At 43.3% G+C, this 16,066-nt stretch carries 12 protein-coding genes; 4 read left to right on the top strand and 8 right to left on the bottom strand.

The genetic code is table 11. The features are described 5' to 3' along the window. From G509_RS0102035 to G509_RS0102025, 3 genes are all read right to left on the bottom strand, one after another. A complete protein-coding gene (locus G509_RS0102035) occupies window positions 1-2,775 on the bottom strand; it encodes a beta strand repeat-containing protein (protein ID WP_026990002.1) in 2,775 nt (924 codons plus the stop codon). A gap of 29 nt (window positions 2,776-2,804) precedes the next feature. Next, entirely contained in the window at window positions 2,805-4,217 is a 1,413-nt protein-coding gene (locus tag G509_RS21300) for a peptide-N-glycosidase F-related protein (RefSeq protein ID WP_051199896.1), read from the bottom strand. A 99-nt stretch (window positions 4,218-4,316) separates the two neighbouring features. Further along, window positions 4,317-8,234 carry a hybrid sensor histidine kinase/response regulator transcription factor gene (locus G509_RS0102025; RefSeq protein ID WP_026990001.1) on the bottom strand — a complete coding sequence of 1,306 codons (3,918 nt, stop codon included), beginning with the start codon at window positions 8,232-8,234 and terminating at the stop codon, window positions 4,317-4,319. A gap of 362 nt (window positions 8,235-8,596) precedes the next feature. On the opposite strand from G509_RS0102025, the gene G509_RS0102015 reads away from it, so the two are divergent. After that, a complete protein-coding gene (locus G509_RS0102015; protein WP_026990000.1) occupies window positions 8,597-9,580 on the top strand; it encodes a Gfo/Idh/MocA family protein in 984 nt (327 codons plus the stop codon). 74 nt (window positions 9,581-9,654) lie between these two features. Here G509_RS0102015 and G509_RS22695 read toward each other — a convergent pair whose 3' ends face one another. Continuing rightward, window positions 9,655-10,248, bottom strand: coding sequence for a T9SS type A sorting domain-containing protein (locus G509_RS22695; RefSeq protein ID WP_051199894.1), 594 nt, complete (start codon window positions 10,246-10,248; stop codon window positions 9,655-9,657). 184 nt (window positions 10,249-10,432) lie between these two features. On the opposite strand from G509_RS22695, the gene G509_RS0102005 reads away from it, so the two are divergent. After that, complete coding sequence (locus G509_RS0102005) at window positions 10,433-11,305, top strand: AraC family transcriptional regulator (protein WP_026989999.1); 873 nt, start codon at window positions 10,433-10,435, stop codon at window positions 11,303-11,305. A gap of 65 nt (window positions 11,306-11,370) precedes the next feature. Here the strand turns inward: G509_RS0102005 and G509_RS0102000 are convergent, their stop codons facing one another. Continuing rightward, window positions 11,371-12,117, bottom strand: coding sequence for a DeoR/GlpR family DNA-binding transcription regulator (locus tag G509_RS0102000; RefSeq protein ID WP_026989998.1), 747 nt, complete (start codon window positions 12,115-12,117; stop codon window positions 11,371-11,373). A gap of 116 nt (window positions 12,118-12,233) precedes the next feature. Here G509_RS0102000 and G509_RS0101995 point away from each other — a divergent pair, with 116 nt between their 5' ends. Beyond that, window positions 12,234-12,830, top strand: a complete 597-nt coding sequence (locus G509_RS0101995; RefSeq protein WP_026989997.1) for a 5' nucleotidase, NT5C type — start codon at window positions 12,234-12,236, stop codon at window positions 12,828-12,830. 134 nt (window positions 12,831-12,964) lie between these two features. Here the strand turns inward: G509_RS0101995 and xylA are convergent, their stop codons facing one another. Continuing rightward, complete coding sequence (gene xylA, locus G509_RS0101990; RefSeq protein ID WP_026989996.1) at window positions 12,965-14,287, bottom strand: xylose isomerase; 1,323 nt, start codon at window positions 14,285-14,287, stop codon at window positions 12,965-12,967. A 169-nt stretch (window positions 14,288-14,456) separates the two neighbouring features. Between xylA and G509_RS0101985 the strand changes: the two genes are divergently transcribed. Further along, window positions 14,457-15,176 carry an NUDIX hydrolase gene (locus tag G509_RS0101985; RefSeq protein WP_026989995.1) on the top strand — a complete coding sequence of 240 codons (720 nt, stop codon included), beginning with the start codon at window positions 14,457-14,459 and terminating at the stop codon, window positions 15,174-15,176. An 18-nt stretch (window positions 15,177-15,194) separates the two neighbouring features. Here the strand turns inward: G509_RS0101985 and G509_RS0101980 are convergent, their stop codons facing one another. After that, window positions 15,195-15,578, bottom strand: coding sequence for a VOC family protein (locus G509_RS0101980; protein WP_026989994.1), 384 nt, complete (start codon window positions 15,576-15,578; stop codon window positions 15,195-15,197). A 235-nt stretch (window positions 15,579-15,813) separates the two neighbouring features. Beyond that, window positions 15,814-16,066 (bottom strand): transposase (locus G509_RS21290; protein ID WP_026991208.1); only part of this gene is annotated, 253 nt, incomplete at its 5' end.

The following is a 16,066-nucleotide window of genomic DNA, read 5'->3' as shown; positions in this document are numbered from 1 at the left end:
TTAGTTTTTGATAACCTTAATGGTTTGGTTTGCGCCATTATCTAAAGTTACCTGTACAAGATAAATGCCTTGTTGAGCATCTTGTAAATTTACAGTGTTGCTTTTGCCTGTAGCAACCTGCTGGCCTATTGTGTTGTATACTGCAAAAGCAGTAACCTGCTGGATAGCATCAATAGTTATAATGCCATTTGTAGGGTTAGGATAAATGCTTACGTTGTTTAAAGTAACCGTATCTACACTGTTAGTAGGTATGTTTATTACAACCTCAAAAGTTGTGGTAACACCATTAGCCGATGTTGCTGTAACAGTAACTGTTCCGTTAGCAATGGCAGTAACTACGCCATCTTGGTCTATAGTTGCAAAAGCTGTTCCTGATGTAATGCTCCATACCACCGAAGTATCTGTAGCATTAGCCGGAGTAACTGTAGCAACAAGCTGAAGTGTTCCGCCTGCAGTAACTATAGTTGCCGGTACATTATTTAATGTAGTAATGGTAAGTGCGGTAACGTCTACCACCTGGTTAGTAATAACCACATCAACAGTATCAGTAAGCGTTCCGTTAGCGGTTGTGGCTGTAATTGTAATGGTTCCGTTGGCAATTGCTGTAATTAATCCGGTAGCGCTTATAGTTGCGAATTCAGATCCTGAAGTTATGCTCCATACCACAGCAGTATCGGTACTGTTGGCAGGTGTAATGGTAGCTACTAATTGCAGCGTGCCTGCATTGGTAGTAATTGCAGCAGCAACGTTGTTAAGTGTTGTAATTTCTATTGCAGTTGCCAATACAACCTGATTGGTAATAACAACGGTAAAAGTAGCTGTAGCGCCACTAACAGTTGTAGCAGTAACCGTAACAGTACCGTTTGCAAGGGCAGTAACAAGTCCGTTTGCTTCTATGGTAGCCAATGCAGCTCCTGTAGAAATTGTCCATGTAACGGCCTCGGTAACCGGGGTAACCGTAGCAACCAATTGCAGTGTACCGCCGTTTGTAGTAATGGTTGCCGGTGCATTGTTTTGCGTGGTAATAGCTACAGCAGTAGGCTGCTCGGGAGCTGTTTTGGTAGTAACAGCAAGTATGCTTGCGCGAATTTCGCTGCCATATTCGGCAGTCTCGTCGCCATCTAAAAAGAAGGTAACGCCCGTAACGGTTTTGTAGTAGTTGGCCGCGGTAAGGGCAAGGTTAATTTCGTATAACCTTGGGTTAGTGCTGCTGCCTTCCAGGTTATTGTTGGCCCTGTTAACACGGCCCACGCCCTGTATGGCATAGCCAAGTCCATCGTACCAGTCGGCTACAGAAATTGGTGTTACCTGGGTGGTGTTATCGCTAAAATGAACTGTTGCGCTAACCTGTAAAGACGATAAGCCTCCACCGGCAGCACCCGCAAGTATATAAAGGTTGCTAACATTAGATGCGTTAAACGAAAGCGTTCCGGTATTTGGTGCGCCATTATTAACGTAAGCCGGTGTTAAGAAAAGGGCGTTGTTGCCAAAATAATCGGCAAGCTGAAATACAACATCTTCTGTGGCTACGCTGTTGATGGTTCCGTTAACCGGAAGGCCATACGTTGGTAAAGCAGATGATGATGTAGCCTGAAAATCTAACGATACCAGGGCACGTGAATTAGTTTGGTCGAAACCAACGGTAGAAGAAGCCGAAGCATCGCCCACGCTGTTGGCAATAATATCCTGGTTAAAGCCCGTTGTAATGGTTACAGGCGCATACGGCGATACTGTTTGGTTGCTTAGTGTAATGTTTAATGTACCGGTAACACTATTTGCTGTAGATGTTGCCGTTACTGTTATTGTACCGTTTGTTAAGGCAGTAACCAGTCCGGTACTGTTTATAGTAGCCAGGTCGCTACCGCTTGTAATGCTCCATGTAACACTTTGTACCGCATTTGTAGGGGTAACAGCAGCTGTAAGTTGCAGGGTGCCCTCATCGGTAGTAATAGCTGCAGGAACGCCACCCTGTGTAGCCACAGTAATAGCAGTAGGAACTGCAGTAGATGGTGCTGCTACTGTACTTACCGCAAGTACAGACAGGCGTATCTCGTTAAAATATTCGGCAGTGTTATCGCCGGCAAGGTTAAAGGTAATGCCCGTAATGGTTTTGCTGTAGTTAGACAGGTTAAGCGTTATAGGCACCTGGTACAGCCTTGGGTTGCTAAAATCGCCCTCCAGGTTGTTGTTGCTGGTATTAATACGGCCAATGCCCTGTATGGCATAATCGACCCCGTTGTACCAGTCGGCTACATTTATAGTGGTTACCTGTGTGGTGTTATCGCTAAAGTTTACAGTGGCCGATACAGGTACAGTAGCTAAGCCACCGCCCGCTGTACCCGCCAAAAGGTAAAGCGTTTGTACATTGGTTGCGCTAAAGCTTAGCGTGCCGGTATCGGGCAGGCCATTGCCAACGTATGATGGCGTTAAGAAAAGTGCATTGTTGCCGGTGTAGCTTGCCAGCTGAAAGCTAACGCCGGTGCTGGTAACACTGGTAATAGATCCGTTAGACGGTAACCCGTAGGTTGGCGCTGCTGCACCCGCTGTAGCCTGAAAATCTAAAGATACAAGGGCACGCGTATTGGTCTGGTCGAAACTTTGTGAGGTACTGGCCGATGCATTGCCCACGCCATTGGCTATAATATCCTGGTTAAAACCTCCTGTTATAGCTACCGGTGTAGCGGTTTGCGCCTGAATAACACCGGAGCAAAATAAAAGGAGTAAAAAAAGGTTGCTGCAAATTTGCAGCGGCTTAAATAGTAGCTTTCTTTTCATAAAAATTTAGTGTATGGTAGTGATTGGTATTAGTACTTGATGATTTTTTTAACAAAGGTTTCGTTGTTGCTAAAAACAGCGTGAACTAAGTATACGCCGGCAGCAAGCTGAGAGCAGTCTACGTTGTTAGAAGTGCCTGTTAATACCGTCTGGCCGGTAAGGTTGGTTACTGTAATATTTTTAACTTCCAGCCCCTTTGCATCGATAGTCAGGTTATTGGTTACCGGGTTAGGGAAAATGCTAACATTAGCCATGCTTACACTTTTTGTAGAAAGTGTTTCGGTGTAGCCCTGTAGGTAAACTGACATAGGAAAGTGGCCATCATCGCCATAAAAAACAGCGGCAGGCACATCTATCTTAAAACTGTGGTCTCCGGCAGCCAGATTGCCAAGGTCTATTGTGCGGTTAGGAATTTTATCGCCCGGGCACCAGTTATTCCAGCTCCATGCGCTGTTAGTATCGGGTAGGGGTACACCATTGGCGCAGTTGGTGTAAATGCAATTAGACTGGGTGTTGTACTGGCTAAACGGCACACATGATACACCGCCCGGCCTGTAGCTCGACACTTCTACACCATCTAAATACACATAATGCCATCTCCTTACATATTCTTCGCCATTGGTGCCCGCACCGTGGTTAGAGGTAATTAAATGGAATTTTGCATTAGGCAAATCTTCTTCTAACGTAAAATTGATTGTCCTTACGGTTTCGCCTAACACATCGGTGCCATCCAGTGTATAATCTCTCATTTCATATTGAAAAGACAGGGGCATCATAAAGTTTTCGCCAAAGGTTGACGTTGATGCATTATCAGATACAAATTCTAATGATCCGAAAAACACATCGCTCCTGCCGGCGCAACCTGCCACCTGCGTATTAGCCGCATACGGAACACCAAAAACCTCCAGCTCTATCCAGAAGTCGTACAACTCTGTAAGGGCAGGGTCTTTAAATATCTGGGCAACGTTGTCTATCTGGTACGAATAAGAAACCTCGTCTGGCATTACATTTTTATTCATAAAAGGGGTAATGTAACGGCCAATTTCTATGCGCTCTACCTCATTGTGAATATATGATGTTGAGTTTTTAGGAACCAGTGCAATGTTGGCGTTACCTATCCTGTCGTAATTATCGCAGGCAGCCTTAATGGTAATATTCATGGTAAGCTGGTTGCCAAAATTAGCCAGTTGCTCTGCCGTTATCATTTTAGCGTACGATGCATTACTGTGCCTGATAACACCATCGGGAACCGGTTCGGTTACGGTCTGGGCATAGCCATCGTAAAACAATACTTCGTTAAACACATTTAAAGTGTTAGGAAATTCCTGGGCAGTGGCTGTGCCCGAAAGCAGTATTCCCGTACAAAAACAGACTACTTTTGCGGCCTTTTTTATCAAGGCAAAAGATTGGTGTGCATTGTAAGGCAAAGTAATTTTTTTCATAAAAATATAGTTAAGATTTAATGGTAATAGATTTGGTAAACCTAACCATTTGGGCATGTTAACTATATAAATCCTGTTTCAAATGCTATAAACCACGTTTCAGATTACGGGTTTTTTAATGAATTCTGAGGGTGTAATGCCGTATAACTCCCTGAAACAGCGCGTAAAATAAGCCGGACTGCCAAAGCCGGTTTTATAGGCTACTTCAGATATGTTGAGGTCTTCCTGCAATAGCTCTACGGCGCGTTTTAAGCGATAGGCTTTAATAAGTTCGCCAGTGCTTAAGCCGCTAAGGGCTTTAACTTTACGGTGCAGGCTGGTGCGGCTCATGTGCAGTGCCGCTACCAGTTCTTCTACACCAAAGGCATCATCATCGAGATGCGGCTCCAGGGTGTCGTATACTCTTTTAATAAAAGCATCGTTGGCGGCAAGGTCTTTTTCTTCGGCACCTTTTTCGGGCAGTACCTTAAGTTCTTTGTAAATAAATTCACGGTGACGCCTTTGCAGTTCGAGGTTGTTGTTAATGCGCAGCAGCAGTTCGGGCACATTAAAAGGTTTGGTAATGTAATCATCGGCACCGTAGGATAAGCCCTCCAGCTTGCTCTCTATATCAGCCTTAGCCGTAAGTAGAATAATGGGTATGTGACTGGTGTTAATATCTTTTTTTAAGATGGTACACATCTCAAAACCATCCATGCCATCCATAAGCACATCGCTAACAATAAGGTCGGGTATGGTTTTAAGTGCCTGCGTTACGCCCTGGCTGCCATTTTTAGCGTATGCAATGCGGTAGTGGGGCGCAAGGTTATCTATAATAAAATCGGCCAGTTCGCGGTTATCTTCAACCACTAATACCAAAGGTTTTTCGGTAGTCAGGTTTTCGGGTAGCAGATTTTCCGTTTGTTCATATTCGGCTTTAGCCAGGGCATTGGTGGCTATACGTTCCTGATACGGCAAAAATACCGTAAACACGGTAGTCCATACATCGTTAAGGTTGCTTTGGGCCGTTACGGTACCGCCTTGCAATTCTGCCAGTTCTTTTACAAGCGATAGCCCTATGCCTGTACCGGTTGCGTAGGCGTTTTTATCTTCCTGGTAAAAGCGGTCGAAAACAAAAGGCAACTTATGTTGTGGTATGCCAATGCCGGTATCTTTTACCAAAAGTGTTATCCCGCCTTCGGCCATTGCAAGCTCAACGTTAACGTACCCCTCCGGTCGGCTGAATTTAAGCGCGTTGGAAATAAGGTTAACCAGTATGCGCTCCAGCATTTCGGGAGAGAAAACGTAGTCGGCTTTTTCAGGAGCGGTAAGGGTTAGCGTATTGTTTTTGGCAATGGCTTCTTCGCTAAACGTGTCGGTTATGCTTTTAATGGCAAGAACAAGGTCGCCGCTTACCATTTGCGGCTTCATGGCTTTGGCTTCCAGCTTGGCCATATCCAGCAGCTGATTGGTAAGGTTAAGCAAATTGCCTGCATTTTTTATAATGATAGAGAGCAGGCGGTTATGATTTTCGGTGTCTTTTACCTGTTTTAATTGCTCTGCCGGACCCAGTATCAGCGTTAGCGGTGTGCGGAGTTCGTGTGTAATATTCGAGAAAAAGCGGGTTTTCATCGCATCGAGGTCGCGCAGTTGCTGGGTTTCTTTTTCCTGTAATACCATTTCGCGTTTAATAACGGCCTGCCTGATACTGTAATTAATAAAGGTAACGGTTAGCAATGCGGCGGCCGTAACATAGAGCAGGCGCGCCCACCAGGTATTGTACCACGGGGGCGAAATAATAATGCTGATGCTTTTTATCTTGTTGCTCCATTTGCCCATGCTGTTGGCATTAATGCACAACTTGTACCTGCCGGGTGGAATCTTAGTGTACACAGCCTCGCGGTTGTTGCCTGCCATGATCCAGTTGTTATCATAACCCTCCAGGCGGTAACGATAGGCTATATCCTGGGGTTGGTTAAACTGAAGGCCGGCATATTCTATAGCAATGGAATTTTCGGTATGGGGCAGGTTTAGAACTGTGAGGGCGTTTAAGGAAATCTCTGGATTGTTGGTGCCGGCAAGAGGGTTATTATTGATTTTTAATCCTGTTATGGCAACGGGCGGATTAAAATTCTCATCTTTAATAGAGGCAGGGTCAAACAATATCCAGCCGTCCATGCCGCCAAAGGCCATTTGCCCATTGGTCAGCGCCATATTGTGGAAACGGTTAAACTCGTTACCGGGCAACCCGTAGGCAACGGTAAACGTGCGTTGCTTATGGGTTGTGGTACTAAACCGGCACAGCCCCTTGTTGGTGCCCAGCCATAAATACCCGGCCTTATCGGGCAGTATAGAGTAGGTTATATTATCGGGCAGGCCCTGTTCTATAGAAAATACAGTGCTTTTTAATGTTTTTTTGCTGAAGCAGATAAGCCCCTGCTGGCTACCTATCCAAAGCAGGTCGGCGTGATTAACGTCCTGTGCTATGCCCAGTAAATCGTTGGTGGGCAGCGAATGTGATGAATTTGTTTTTACAACCCGCTGTGCTTTTTTGGTATTAAGGTCAATGGAAATCAATCCGCTTGATTCGGTGCTTATCCAGGCGGTGTTGGCATCGGCATACATATCGTGCGGCTGGATATCCTGTTTAAAAGCATCCCTGAGTGAAAAGAACGACTGCCACGTTTTAGACGTTGCATTATATAAAAAGGAGTATCCCTGCAAGTCTATTACTAACGGATTGCCCTGCTTTGTTATGGTTATGCCCTTAATGGGCGCAAAGTTGCTTGCAGTGCTTTGCGGCAGGGGTGGTAGCTTAACTAATTGCTTTTTTGAGTTGTCGTAATAGCAAACGGTACGCATAAGGGCTATCCACAGGGTGTTGTTTTTAGTTTCCGACCGCAGGTAATACGCAGGGGGCAGGTAACCTTTTTTATTGCCCACATCCCAACCAAAAAAAGCAGTTACATCTACACCAAACTCATTAGTAAAAAGGTCGGCAGCAAAATCTTTCCTGTACGTAAAAGCATTAAAATGGGCCGTAAGGTCTATTTGATAGATGCCATCGGTATTGGCGCCCACCCATATAAGGCCGTAGCGGTCTACCAGAAAGGCCTGCGTTTCCTGAAAATTCTTTATGCCTGTCTGGCTTCTTACTTTTAGTCCGTTAGCATCATCATAACTGTAAATGGTGTTGTTGGCGGTAAAATACTCCTTACCATCAGGGCCGGTATTAATCCACTTAATGCTGTAGTTTAAGGTGTAGGGCAGGTGTAGCGTTCTAAACGTGTTGGTTTGCGTACTGTAAAAAAACAGGTTTTGGGTGTCGGTCCACATAAGTTCGCCATTGGCGCGTTCGTGCACATCCGGAATGTCATCGCCAAAATCGAGGTCGTCATTAAAATCCATTTTGTACGGAATTTTATAATGCACAAACTTTTTAGAGGCCGTGTTATATAGGCTAATGCTTTTTTGGCTCAGCACCCAAAGCCGCTTTTTGCTGTCGGTCATAAGGCCTCGCAGGGTGTCGTCCTTAAAGGCGAAGGTGTTTTTTACAAATTTGTTTTTATTATTGGGGCATTTAAAGCTGTGCAGTGTGCCCGACCGTGTTATATACCACACGGTATTATCGGCAGCAATGTTCCACCCGCGAATTAAAATATTGACCGGGTTTTTACGTAAAAAATCGTGCGAAAGCACATGGTTTATTTTACCGGTTTTAAAGTTGAAAACATCAAACTCTCCCGATTCATATTTTATCCACAAGTCGTTATGGTAGCCCTTTTTAATATCGGTAATAACGTTAGATGCTAACGAGTTAACATCGCCCGGCTTGTGCTGAAATACTTTAAACTGTGTACCATCGTATCGCGAAAGCCCATTGCGGGTACTTATCCACATAAAGCCATCGTTATCCTGCACGAGCCCCGATACAAAAGACTGGGGCAGGCCATCATTACCCGACAAATGCCTTATGTTTTGGGGCATAGCCAGGTAGGGCAGCAGCAAGGTTAGTATGGCGAACAGTACTTTTTTCACAAAGAAAAAGAATAAGATTTCGCCTTAAAATTACAAATTGGTGTTTGTTTAAGTTGCTCTTAGCACTGTTTTTATTAAAATTATGTTAACTATTGCGGTAAGTTTATTTATAAGGTACATTTTGTTATGAATGAATTGCAAAGGCCTGAAATTATTGAATTATTTTCTATGAGTATTTTTTGATGCTTGTGCGATAAGATAACCTTAAAATAATTTTTAGTAAACATTCTGTGCCATATTTTGCAGCATGCATCAAAATATTTTGCAACATATTGCATGGCCTGCAATTTTTTGCAATATTATTTTTAGCTACTCTTTTGCTAAAATTGGCTACATTTAGGGCAACCAAACTGAAGTATTAAATGGAAAAATATCCTGAAATTATACGCTGGGGCATTATTGGCTGTGGCGATGTAACCGAGCGCAAGAGTGGCCCTGCCTACCAAAAAACAGATGGTTTTGAGCTAAAGGCCGTTATGCGCCGCGATGCCGCAAAAGCTGCTGATTATGCACAAAGGCACCATGTAGAAAAGCATTACAGCGATGCCGATGTCCTTATAAATGATCCCGAAATTGATGCCATATACATTGCTACCCCGCCCGATACGCATAAGCTCTACGCGCTTAAAGCCGCTCAGGCCGGTAAGCCCTGCTGTATAGAAAAACCTATGGCGCCAACCTACCAAGAATGTGTAGATATAGTAGAAGCTTTTGAAGCCGCCCAGGTGCCGTTGTTTGTGGCGTATTACAGGAGGTCGCTACCACGTTTTTTGCAGGTTAAAAACTGGATAGACGAGGGGCAAATTGGTGCTGTAAGGCATATAAACTGGCACTTAACCAAGACACCATCGCCGGTAGATCTTGCGGGAGACTATAACTGGCGTACTGATGCCAAAATTGCCACGGGAGGCTATTTTGAAGATTTGGCCAGCCACGGGCTCGACCTGTTTATTTACTTTTTTGGAGATGTTACCCAGGTTTCGGGCGTAAGCCTTAATCAGCAGGGGCTGTATACAGCTAAAGATGCTGCTGCGGCCAGTTGGCTGCATACCAACGGTGTTACAGGTACGGGTAACTGGAATTTTGGGGCTTTTGAGCGCGAAGACAAAGTAACCATTTACGGCAGCAAAGGCACTATTACATTTGCTGTATTTGATGAGGTTCCGCTTGTGCTAACAAATGCAGAGGGATCTAAAGAAATGGTGATAGAGCACCCGGAAAACATACAGTTGTACCACGTGCGCAATATGCGCGAGCATTTGGTGGGCAATGCAGTGCATCCATCATCGGGTAAAACCGGGGCGCATACCAACTGGGTTATGGATAAGATCATCGGTAATTTATAAGTGCAAATTACCGCTTGTATATAAAAGAAAAAGGTCCGCTGTAAAGCGGACCTTTTTGCTAACCAAACCTCATTTTATCTCGTTGCAACGGTTTCAACAAACGTTTTGTTGTTGTAAGTCATTACGAACGTGAAATTTTTTGCCGATGTTTTGTTGATGTCAAACTTCTTAGCAAGGCTAAGCTCTCCGGTTACAGTTTCGCTGTAAACTTCGTTGTTGTTGTCATCATACATTTTTATTTGTATTGGCGATTTTTCTGCGTTTAAGATGCTAACTGTTACAAGGCCGTTTTTGTTAACAAGAACCGGTTTGTAAATTTCAGCAACTGTTTTTTCTTCAACCTTAGCACTTTTACCAGAAAGGGTAATAGTGTGGCGTGCTACTTTAGCACCGGTTTCAGTTTCAAGGAAATAAGTTCCGTCAGGAAAAGCAGTCAGGTCGTAAGTCCTGCTAATTTTACCGTCTTTACCTTTAGGGGTTTCATCAAATATAACTACTCCGTCTGTGTTGTATATCGAAACGTGTACACTTTTAGTGTCGTTAATAGTAAAGCTAATTACTTTACCCATGCCTTCTTTTGCATTAACCGAAAAATCGTTACCTGCCTGCACAGTAGCAACACTAAAAATCATTGCAAGTGCCAACCCGAATTTCATTACATTTTTCATATTTATTTCCTTTAAGTGGTTGTCTAAATTTTATACTGCTAATTTACATACACACTACAGTTGTTTGCGCATCAATATTTTCTTATATCTATGCTATATTAACTTTACGAAAACGTTTTTTAGTTAAATTGAGCAAATATCCGTGTAAATTGGTTAATTTTGAAGTGTAAAAAGTTTAAAAAACATGAAAACTTTAAAGCCAAGTTTCGAAAGTATCGAGCCTTCTTTTGGCAGTTCTTTTACGTATGCCAAATATGTGCAGAATGCTAATATAAGATCGCACGTGTGGCACTACCACCCAGAGGTTGAGCTTGTATTTGTAAACGGTGGTACCGGTAAGCGGCAAATTGGCAGCCATATATCTTATTATACCGATGGCGACCTGATACTTATTGGCACCAACCTGCCGCATTGTGGTTTTACCGACGATCTTACCAATAATAAAGATGAGGTGGTTATACAAATGAAACCCCATTTTTTAGGTGAGGCTTTTATGGCATTGCCCGAAACCAAAAACATACAAAGCCTGTTTACCCGTGCCCGCGGCGGTATTGCCTTTGGGCCTGATACCCGCAAGGCCTTTGGCGAAAAGATGGAAGCTATGGCAGGACAGCTTCCGTTTGAAAGGCTGCTTACCATGATAGAGGTGCTTAACGGCCTGGAGCAGGCAGCCGATTATAAAGTGCTTAACGCAGAAGGCTTCGCACTCGAAACCCAGGTGCAGGATAACGACCGTATTAATATGGTGTTTAATTATGTAAAAGATAATTTTAAAGAACCCATAGCTTTAGAAGATATTGCCGAAAGGGCCAGCATGACGGTACCATCCTTTTGCCGCTACTTTAAAAAAATGACACGCAAAACCTTTGTGCATTTTGTAAACGAGTACCGCGTGGTGCATGCCTGCAAACTTTTAGCAGAGAAGCCCATTAGTATTGCCGATGTTAGCTACGAGAGCGGTTTTAACAACTTTAGCCATTTTAATAAATCGTTTAAAGAGGTTACCGGTAAGAGCGCCTCGCAATACAGACAGGAGCTAAAGGCTATTATAAAGTAGGAGAGGAGATTGTCTAAGAGTCACCCTGTGCATCTCTGTGGCTAATTTCAATACAAAAAGAAAAACTACACAACCCTGATCCCCATATCTTTATAGGCCTTAAGTTCAGGACTGTCAGGATCAGCTTCGGTAATTATGACGTCAATATCGGTAACGGGACATATATAATAGGTCTCGGCGGTATTTACTTTTTCTAACGTAGAAAGCGCAATAATTTGCGATGACATCTCTACCATATTCTTCTTAACCTCAGAGTCTTCGTAGCTTTTGGCAGTAAGCCCAATGGTGTGTATAGAGCTTACCCCAAAAAAATATACATTGGCACGAATGTTCCTTATAGTCTCTATAGTCTGCATGCCAATAGTGGTAAAAGCGGTTTTGTAAAGCCTTCCGCCGGCAAAAATAACCTCGGCGTTAGGGTGGTCTTCAAGGGCATTAGCTACCGGAAAGCTATTGGTAACAACCGTAATTTTAAGGTCTTTTGGCAGGCTTTGCGCTAATGCCAAAACAGATGTTCCTCCATCAAAAAATACTACCTGTCCGTCTTTTAAAAACTGAACGGCTTTATCGGCAATAACCTTTTTCTGACCCAGGTCGTAATTTTCCCTGTCGCGGTAATGGTGCGGCACGGTAGAGTTGGCAATTGCGCCACCACGTACGGCCTTTAGCAACCCCTGTATATCGAGTTCCTTAATGTCGCGCCTAATTGTATCTTCAGATACATTAAGCAGGCGGCTCATTTCGCTAAGCTGTACTTTATTGTCCCGGGTTAGTTGCTCCAGTATGGCCTGTAAGCGTTCTTCTTTTACCATTACGCAGAATTTACCGCAAAGATACAAAAATTTAATATTGCAAAATATTGCAAAACTTTGCAGATTATTGCAAAATGATTTATCTTTGTTGCAAATAAAAGCAAAACCTCAGAAATATGAAAAAATTGAAAACTATTGCAATTGACATGGACGGCGTGATAGCCGACGTGGAAGGCCAATTATTAGAGTGGTACCGAACGAAATACGGCATTACTTTAACCAGAGATGAGATTAAAGGCCGTACCGAAGAAACATTATTTCCGGAAAAACAGGTATTAAGGGAGTTTTTATACACGCCCGGATTTTTCAGGACACTGCCCGTTATAGAAGGCGCGGTAGAAGCATTGAAAGAACTGAGCAGAGATTTTGAAATTTACATAGTATCGGCCGCGATGGAGTTTCCGCAGTCGTTGTTTGAAAAGCACCAGTGGTTGGCAGAGCACTTTCCATTTATTAGCTGGAGAAACATTGTTTTTTGTGGAGACAAGAGCATTATTGATACCGACTTTTTGATAGACGACCACTGCAAGAACCTTGATTTTTGTAAAGGTAAGGCGCTGATGTTTACGGCTTTTCATAACGTAAACCAAAGCCACCACCAGAGAGTAAACAACTGGGAAGAAATACCGGCACTGGTTAGAGACCTTAGCCAGATTCGTACTAAGTTAAAGAGCGTTGCACCACCCGTACCCGAAAACAGGCCAAGATGGTAAGTGTGCATCATCTGCCACTGCAGGTAGAATTAAAAACAGCAATAAAAAAAGAGCTCCGGCAGAACGACATATTAATTAAGATATGCCGCTCTTCCGGAGCTCTTTAAAATTATAAAAGATGCTAACTGATATTATTAGTAAGCATTAGCAATTATCTGTTCGAACAATTCCTGTTTGCCGCTAATGGCTTTAGGCTCGCCGTTTTGACGTGCGTAGGCACTAAGGTCTTCTAACGTTAAGCCGCCTTTTTCAAACTCGGCACCTTTGCCACCGTCAAACGATGCATAGCGCTCTTCGCGAAGCTGGGTGTAGTTGGTATTTTTAAGGATGTGGTCGGCACTGATAAGACCTCTTGCAAAAATATCCATACCACTAATGTGGGAAATAAATTTATCGTCAAGGTCGATGGAGTTCCTGCGCACTTTAGCATCAAAGTTGATGCCACCACCCTGCAAGCCACCTGCCTGAAGGAAAACAAGCATGGCTTGTGTAACCTCGTAAATATCGATTGGGAACTGGTCGGTATCCCAACCATTCTGGTAGTCGCCACGGTTAGCGTCAAGGCTGCCTAAAAGGCCTGCGCTTGCAGCTACCTGCATTTCGTGCTCAAAAGTATGTCCTGCAAGGGTTGCGTGATTCACTTCTAAGTTAAGCTTGAAATCGTTTTGTAAACCGTATTTGTTTAGGAAGCCAATACATGTAGCCGCATCAAAATCGTACTGGTGCTTCATCGGTTCCATTGGCTTAGGCTCGATAAGGAAGTTACCTGTAAAACCTTTGCTCCTTGCGTAATCGCGACAGATAGTTAAAAACTGCGCCAGGTGATCCTGCTCGCGTTTCATATCGGTATTTAATAAGCTCATGTAACCTTCGCGGCCACCCCAAAAAACGTAATTCTCGCCACCTAATGCAATCGTAGCGTCGATAGCAATCTTAGCCTGAGCAGCTGCATAAGCCACCACATCAAAATTAGGATTGGTAGATGCACCGTTCATGTAACGTGGGTTACTGAAAAGGTTCGACGTTCCCCAAAGTAACTTAATGCCTGTCTCTTTCTGTTTTTCTTTGGCATATTCTACCACCGCTTGTATGCGCTCTTCGAACTCTTCTAAGGTCGGAGCTTCATCTACTAAATCCACATCGTGGAAACAATAGTAAGGTATACCCAGTTTTTCCATAAATTCGAAACCGGCATCCATTTTATCTTTAGCACGGGCAACAGCGCTGTCTTTACTGTTCCACTCATGGGTTTCAGTTCCGGGGCCAAACGGGTCGCCACCGGTATTACACAGCGTATGCCAGTAGGCCATCGCGAATTTAAAATGCTCTTTTAACGGTTTGCCCGCCACGATGCGATTTTCATCATACCATTTAAATGCCATTGGGTTCTGGCTGTCGCGGCCCTCAAATTTTATTTTGTCTACAGCCTTAAAATAGGCCTGTTTTGTTGTGCTCATAATTCAGTTTTTATCTTATGGTAAATATGACCACAAGTATAGTGCATATTTTTTATTCACACAAAAAAAAGTGGCTGTAATAGTAAAAAGTGTGGTTTAAGCGCATATAAGTGGTTCATGTTTTTTCAGAATCCCAAAATTTGAGTATATTCGTTGATTGATCGTAGCCATGCTGAAAAAATTTATAGATAAAGAGTCGGGTAGAGAGGTAGAAAGCAGTGTAATGAACGCCATTACAATTGACTGCGTTGTTTTTGGTTTTGATAAAGGCAGCCTTGAAGTGCTTTTAATTGAGCACGCTGAAGGTATACGTAAAGGCGAATGGGGTTTGCCCGGTGGCTGGATTAAAAAATCGGAAAGCATAGACGGCGCTGCCCACAGGCTGTTGGCCGACCTTACCGGCCTTGATGATATTTACCTGGAACAGCTTAAGGCGTTTGGATCTCCCGATCGTTTTCCACTTGGGCGCGTTATTACTATTGGCTACTACGCCCTTGTAAAGCGCGAAGATTATAATATTAAGGCTGGTTTTACGGCATCTGATGCCAAATGGTATAAAATTGCCGATATACCCAACCTTATTTACGACCACAACGAAATTTTAGAATTCAGCCTTGTAAACCTTCGCAACCGCGTGCGCCAGGCACCTATTGGGTTTAACCTGCTGCCCGAAAAGTTCACGCTTTTTGAACTGATGAAGCTGTACGAAGAAATACTTGCCGTTGAGATGGATAAATCGAATTTCAGGCGTAAATTTTTACGTATGAAACTGCTTAACCCACTCGACGAAAAACAACAGGATGTATCGCACCGCGCGGCGCAACTGTATGCTTTTGACCCTAAAATTTACGAAAAACTGACCAAAAAAGGTTTTAGTTTCGAGTTTTAGTCACTACTATTTTACCGTTTATTCTTCAGTAGCAGGCTCAAATAATTCGATTTTGTTGCCCTCTATATCCAGGATGTGTACAAACTTGCCGTAATCGTACGTGGCTATATCATCTAATATGGTAACGCCCTCTTTCTTTAGTTCGTCTACAAGTGCTACTATATCTTCTACCCTGAAATTAATCATAAAGTCTTTTTCTGACGGTTCAAAATAGGTAGTGTTAGCTGGGAAAGGGCTCCATAGCGTATAGCCTTTGTTTGCGGCTTCGCCACCATCCTGCCAGTCGAATTTTGCGCCGTAAGGGCTTGTGTCTAAGCCCAGGTGGGTTTTATACCATTCGTTTACTTTTGCCGGGTCGCTGCATTTAAAAAAAATGCCGCCAATGCCTGTTACTCGTTTCATTGTTATATAGTTTTGGTTGTTCTGCTATGGCTAAAATATTAATTTTTTTTGAATTTTATGAAGTTGTTGGCCTACCGTCGACCTCTCTCCGAGGGAGAGATTAGTAGCCTCATTCGGTTGATATTGTCCTCACCCCCGGCCCCTCTCCGAAGATTCTGTGTTGATTTACAAGAAAAATAATAATTTTTTCTATTTTTGTATTCTTAGGAAGCCTTGAGCTATCCTGTATAGAGCCTTATACTATTTGTATCTGCGCTCTATTTTTTTGCTTATTTTCTTCATAGTTTTTATCATAGTTTTCTTTTCGTTTAAAGATCACATATATAGTTTCAAGCAGCTTTCGTTGTACTGCTACTAATCCTTTCATTTTAATTCCCTGTTTTGCAACGATCCGGGCATATAAGGCCCTAAAAGTATCATCCCATTTTACCGCTGTCAATGCAGGCAGGTACATAGCTTTTCTTAAGTACCTGTTCCCTTTTTTAGAT

The sequence above is a fragment of the Flavobacterium subsaxonicum WB 4.1-42 = DSM 21790 genome, from assembly GCF_000422725.1.
Taxonomy (GTDB): Bacteria; Bacteroidota; Bacteroidia; order Flavobacteriales; family Flavobacteriaceae; genus Flavobacterium; species Flavobacterium subsaxonicum.
This window is presented reverse-complemented; position numbering and strand designations above follow the sequence as displayed.

Excerpts from the sequence above, each read along its gene's own strand:
- G509_RS0102035 (WP_026990002.1), bottom strand. The coding sequence starts at position 2,775 with ATGAAAAGAAAGCTACTATTTAAGCCGCTGCAAATTTGCAGCAACCTT.
- G509_RS21300 (WP_051199896.1), bottom strand. The coding sequence starts at position 4,217 with ATGAAAAAAATTACTTTGCCTTACAATGCACACCAATCTTTTGCCTTG.
- G509_RS0102015 (WP_026990000.1), top strand. The coding sequence starts at position 8,597 with ATGGAAAAATATCCTGAAATTATACGCTGGGGCATTATTGGCTGTGGC.
- G509_RS22695 (WP_051199894.1), bottom strand. The coding sequence starts at position 10,248 with ATGAAAAATGTAATGAAATTCGGGTTGGCACTTGCAATGATTTTTAGT.
- G509_RS0102005 (WP_026989999.1), top strand. The coding sequence starts at position 10,433 with ATGAAAACTTTAAAGCCAAGTTTCGAAAGTATCGAGCCTTCTTTTGGC.
- G509_RS0102000 (WP_026989998.1), bottom strand. The coding sequence starts at position 12,117 with ATGGTAAAAGAAGAACGCTTACAGGCCATACTGGAGCAACTAACCCGG.
- G509_RS0101995 (WP_026989997.1), top strand. The coding sequence starts at position 12,234 with ATGAAAAAATTGAAAACTATTGCAATTGACATGGACGGCGTGATAGCC.
- xylA (WP_026989996.1), bottom strand. The coding sequence starts at position 14,287 with ATGAGCACAACAAAACAGGCCTATTTTAAGGCTGTAGACAAAATAAAA.
- G509_RS0101985 (WP_026989995.1), top strand. The coding sequence starts at position 14,457 with ATGCTGAAAAAATTTATAGATAAAGAGTCGGGTAGAGAGGTAGAAAGC.
- G509_RS0101980 (WP_026989994.1), bottom strand. The coding sequence starts at position 15,578 with ATGAAACGAGTAACAGGCATTGGCGGCATTTTTTTTAAATGCAGCGAC.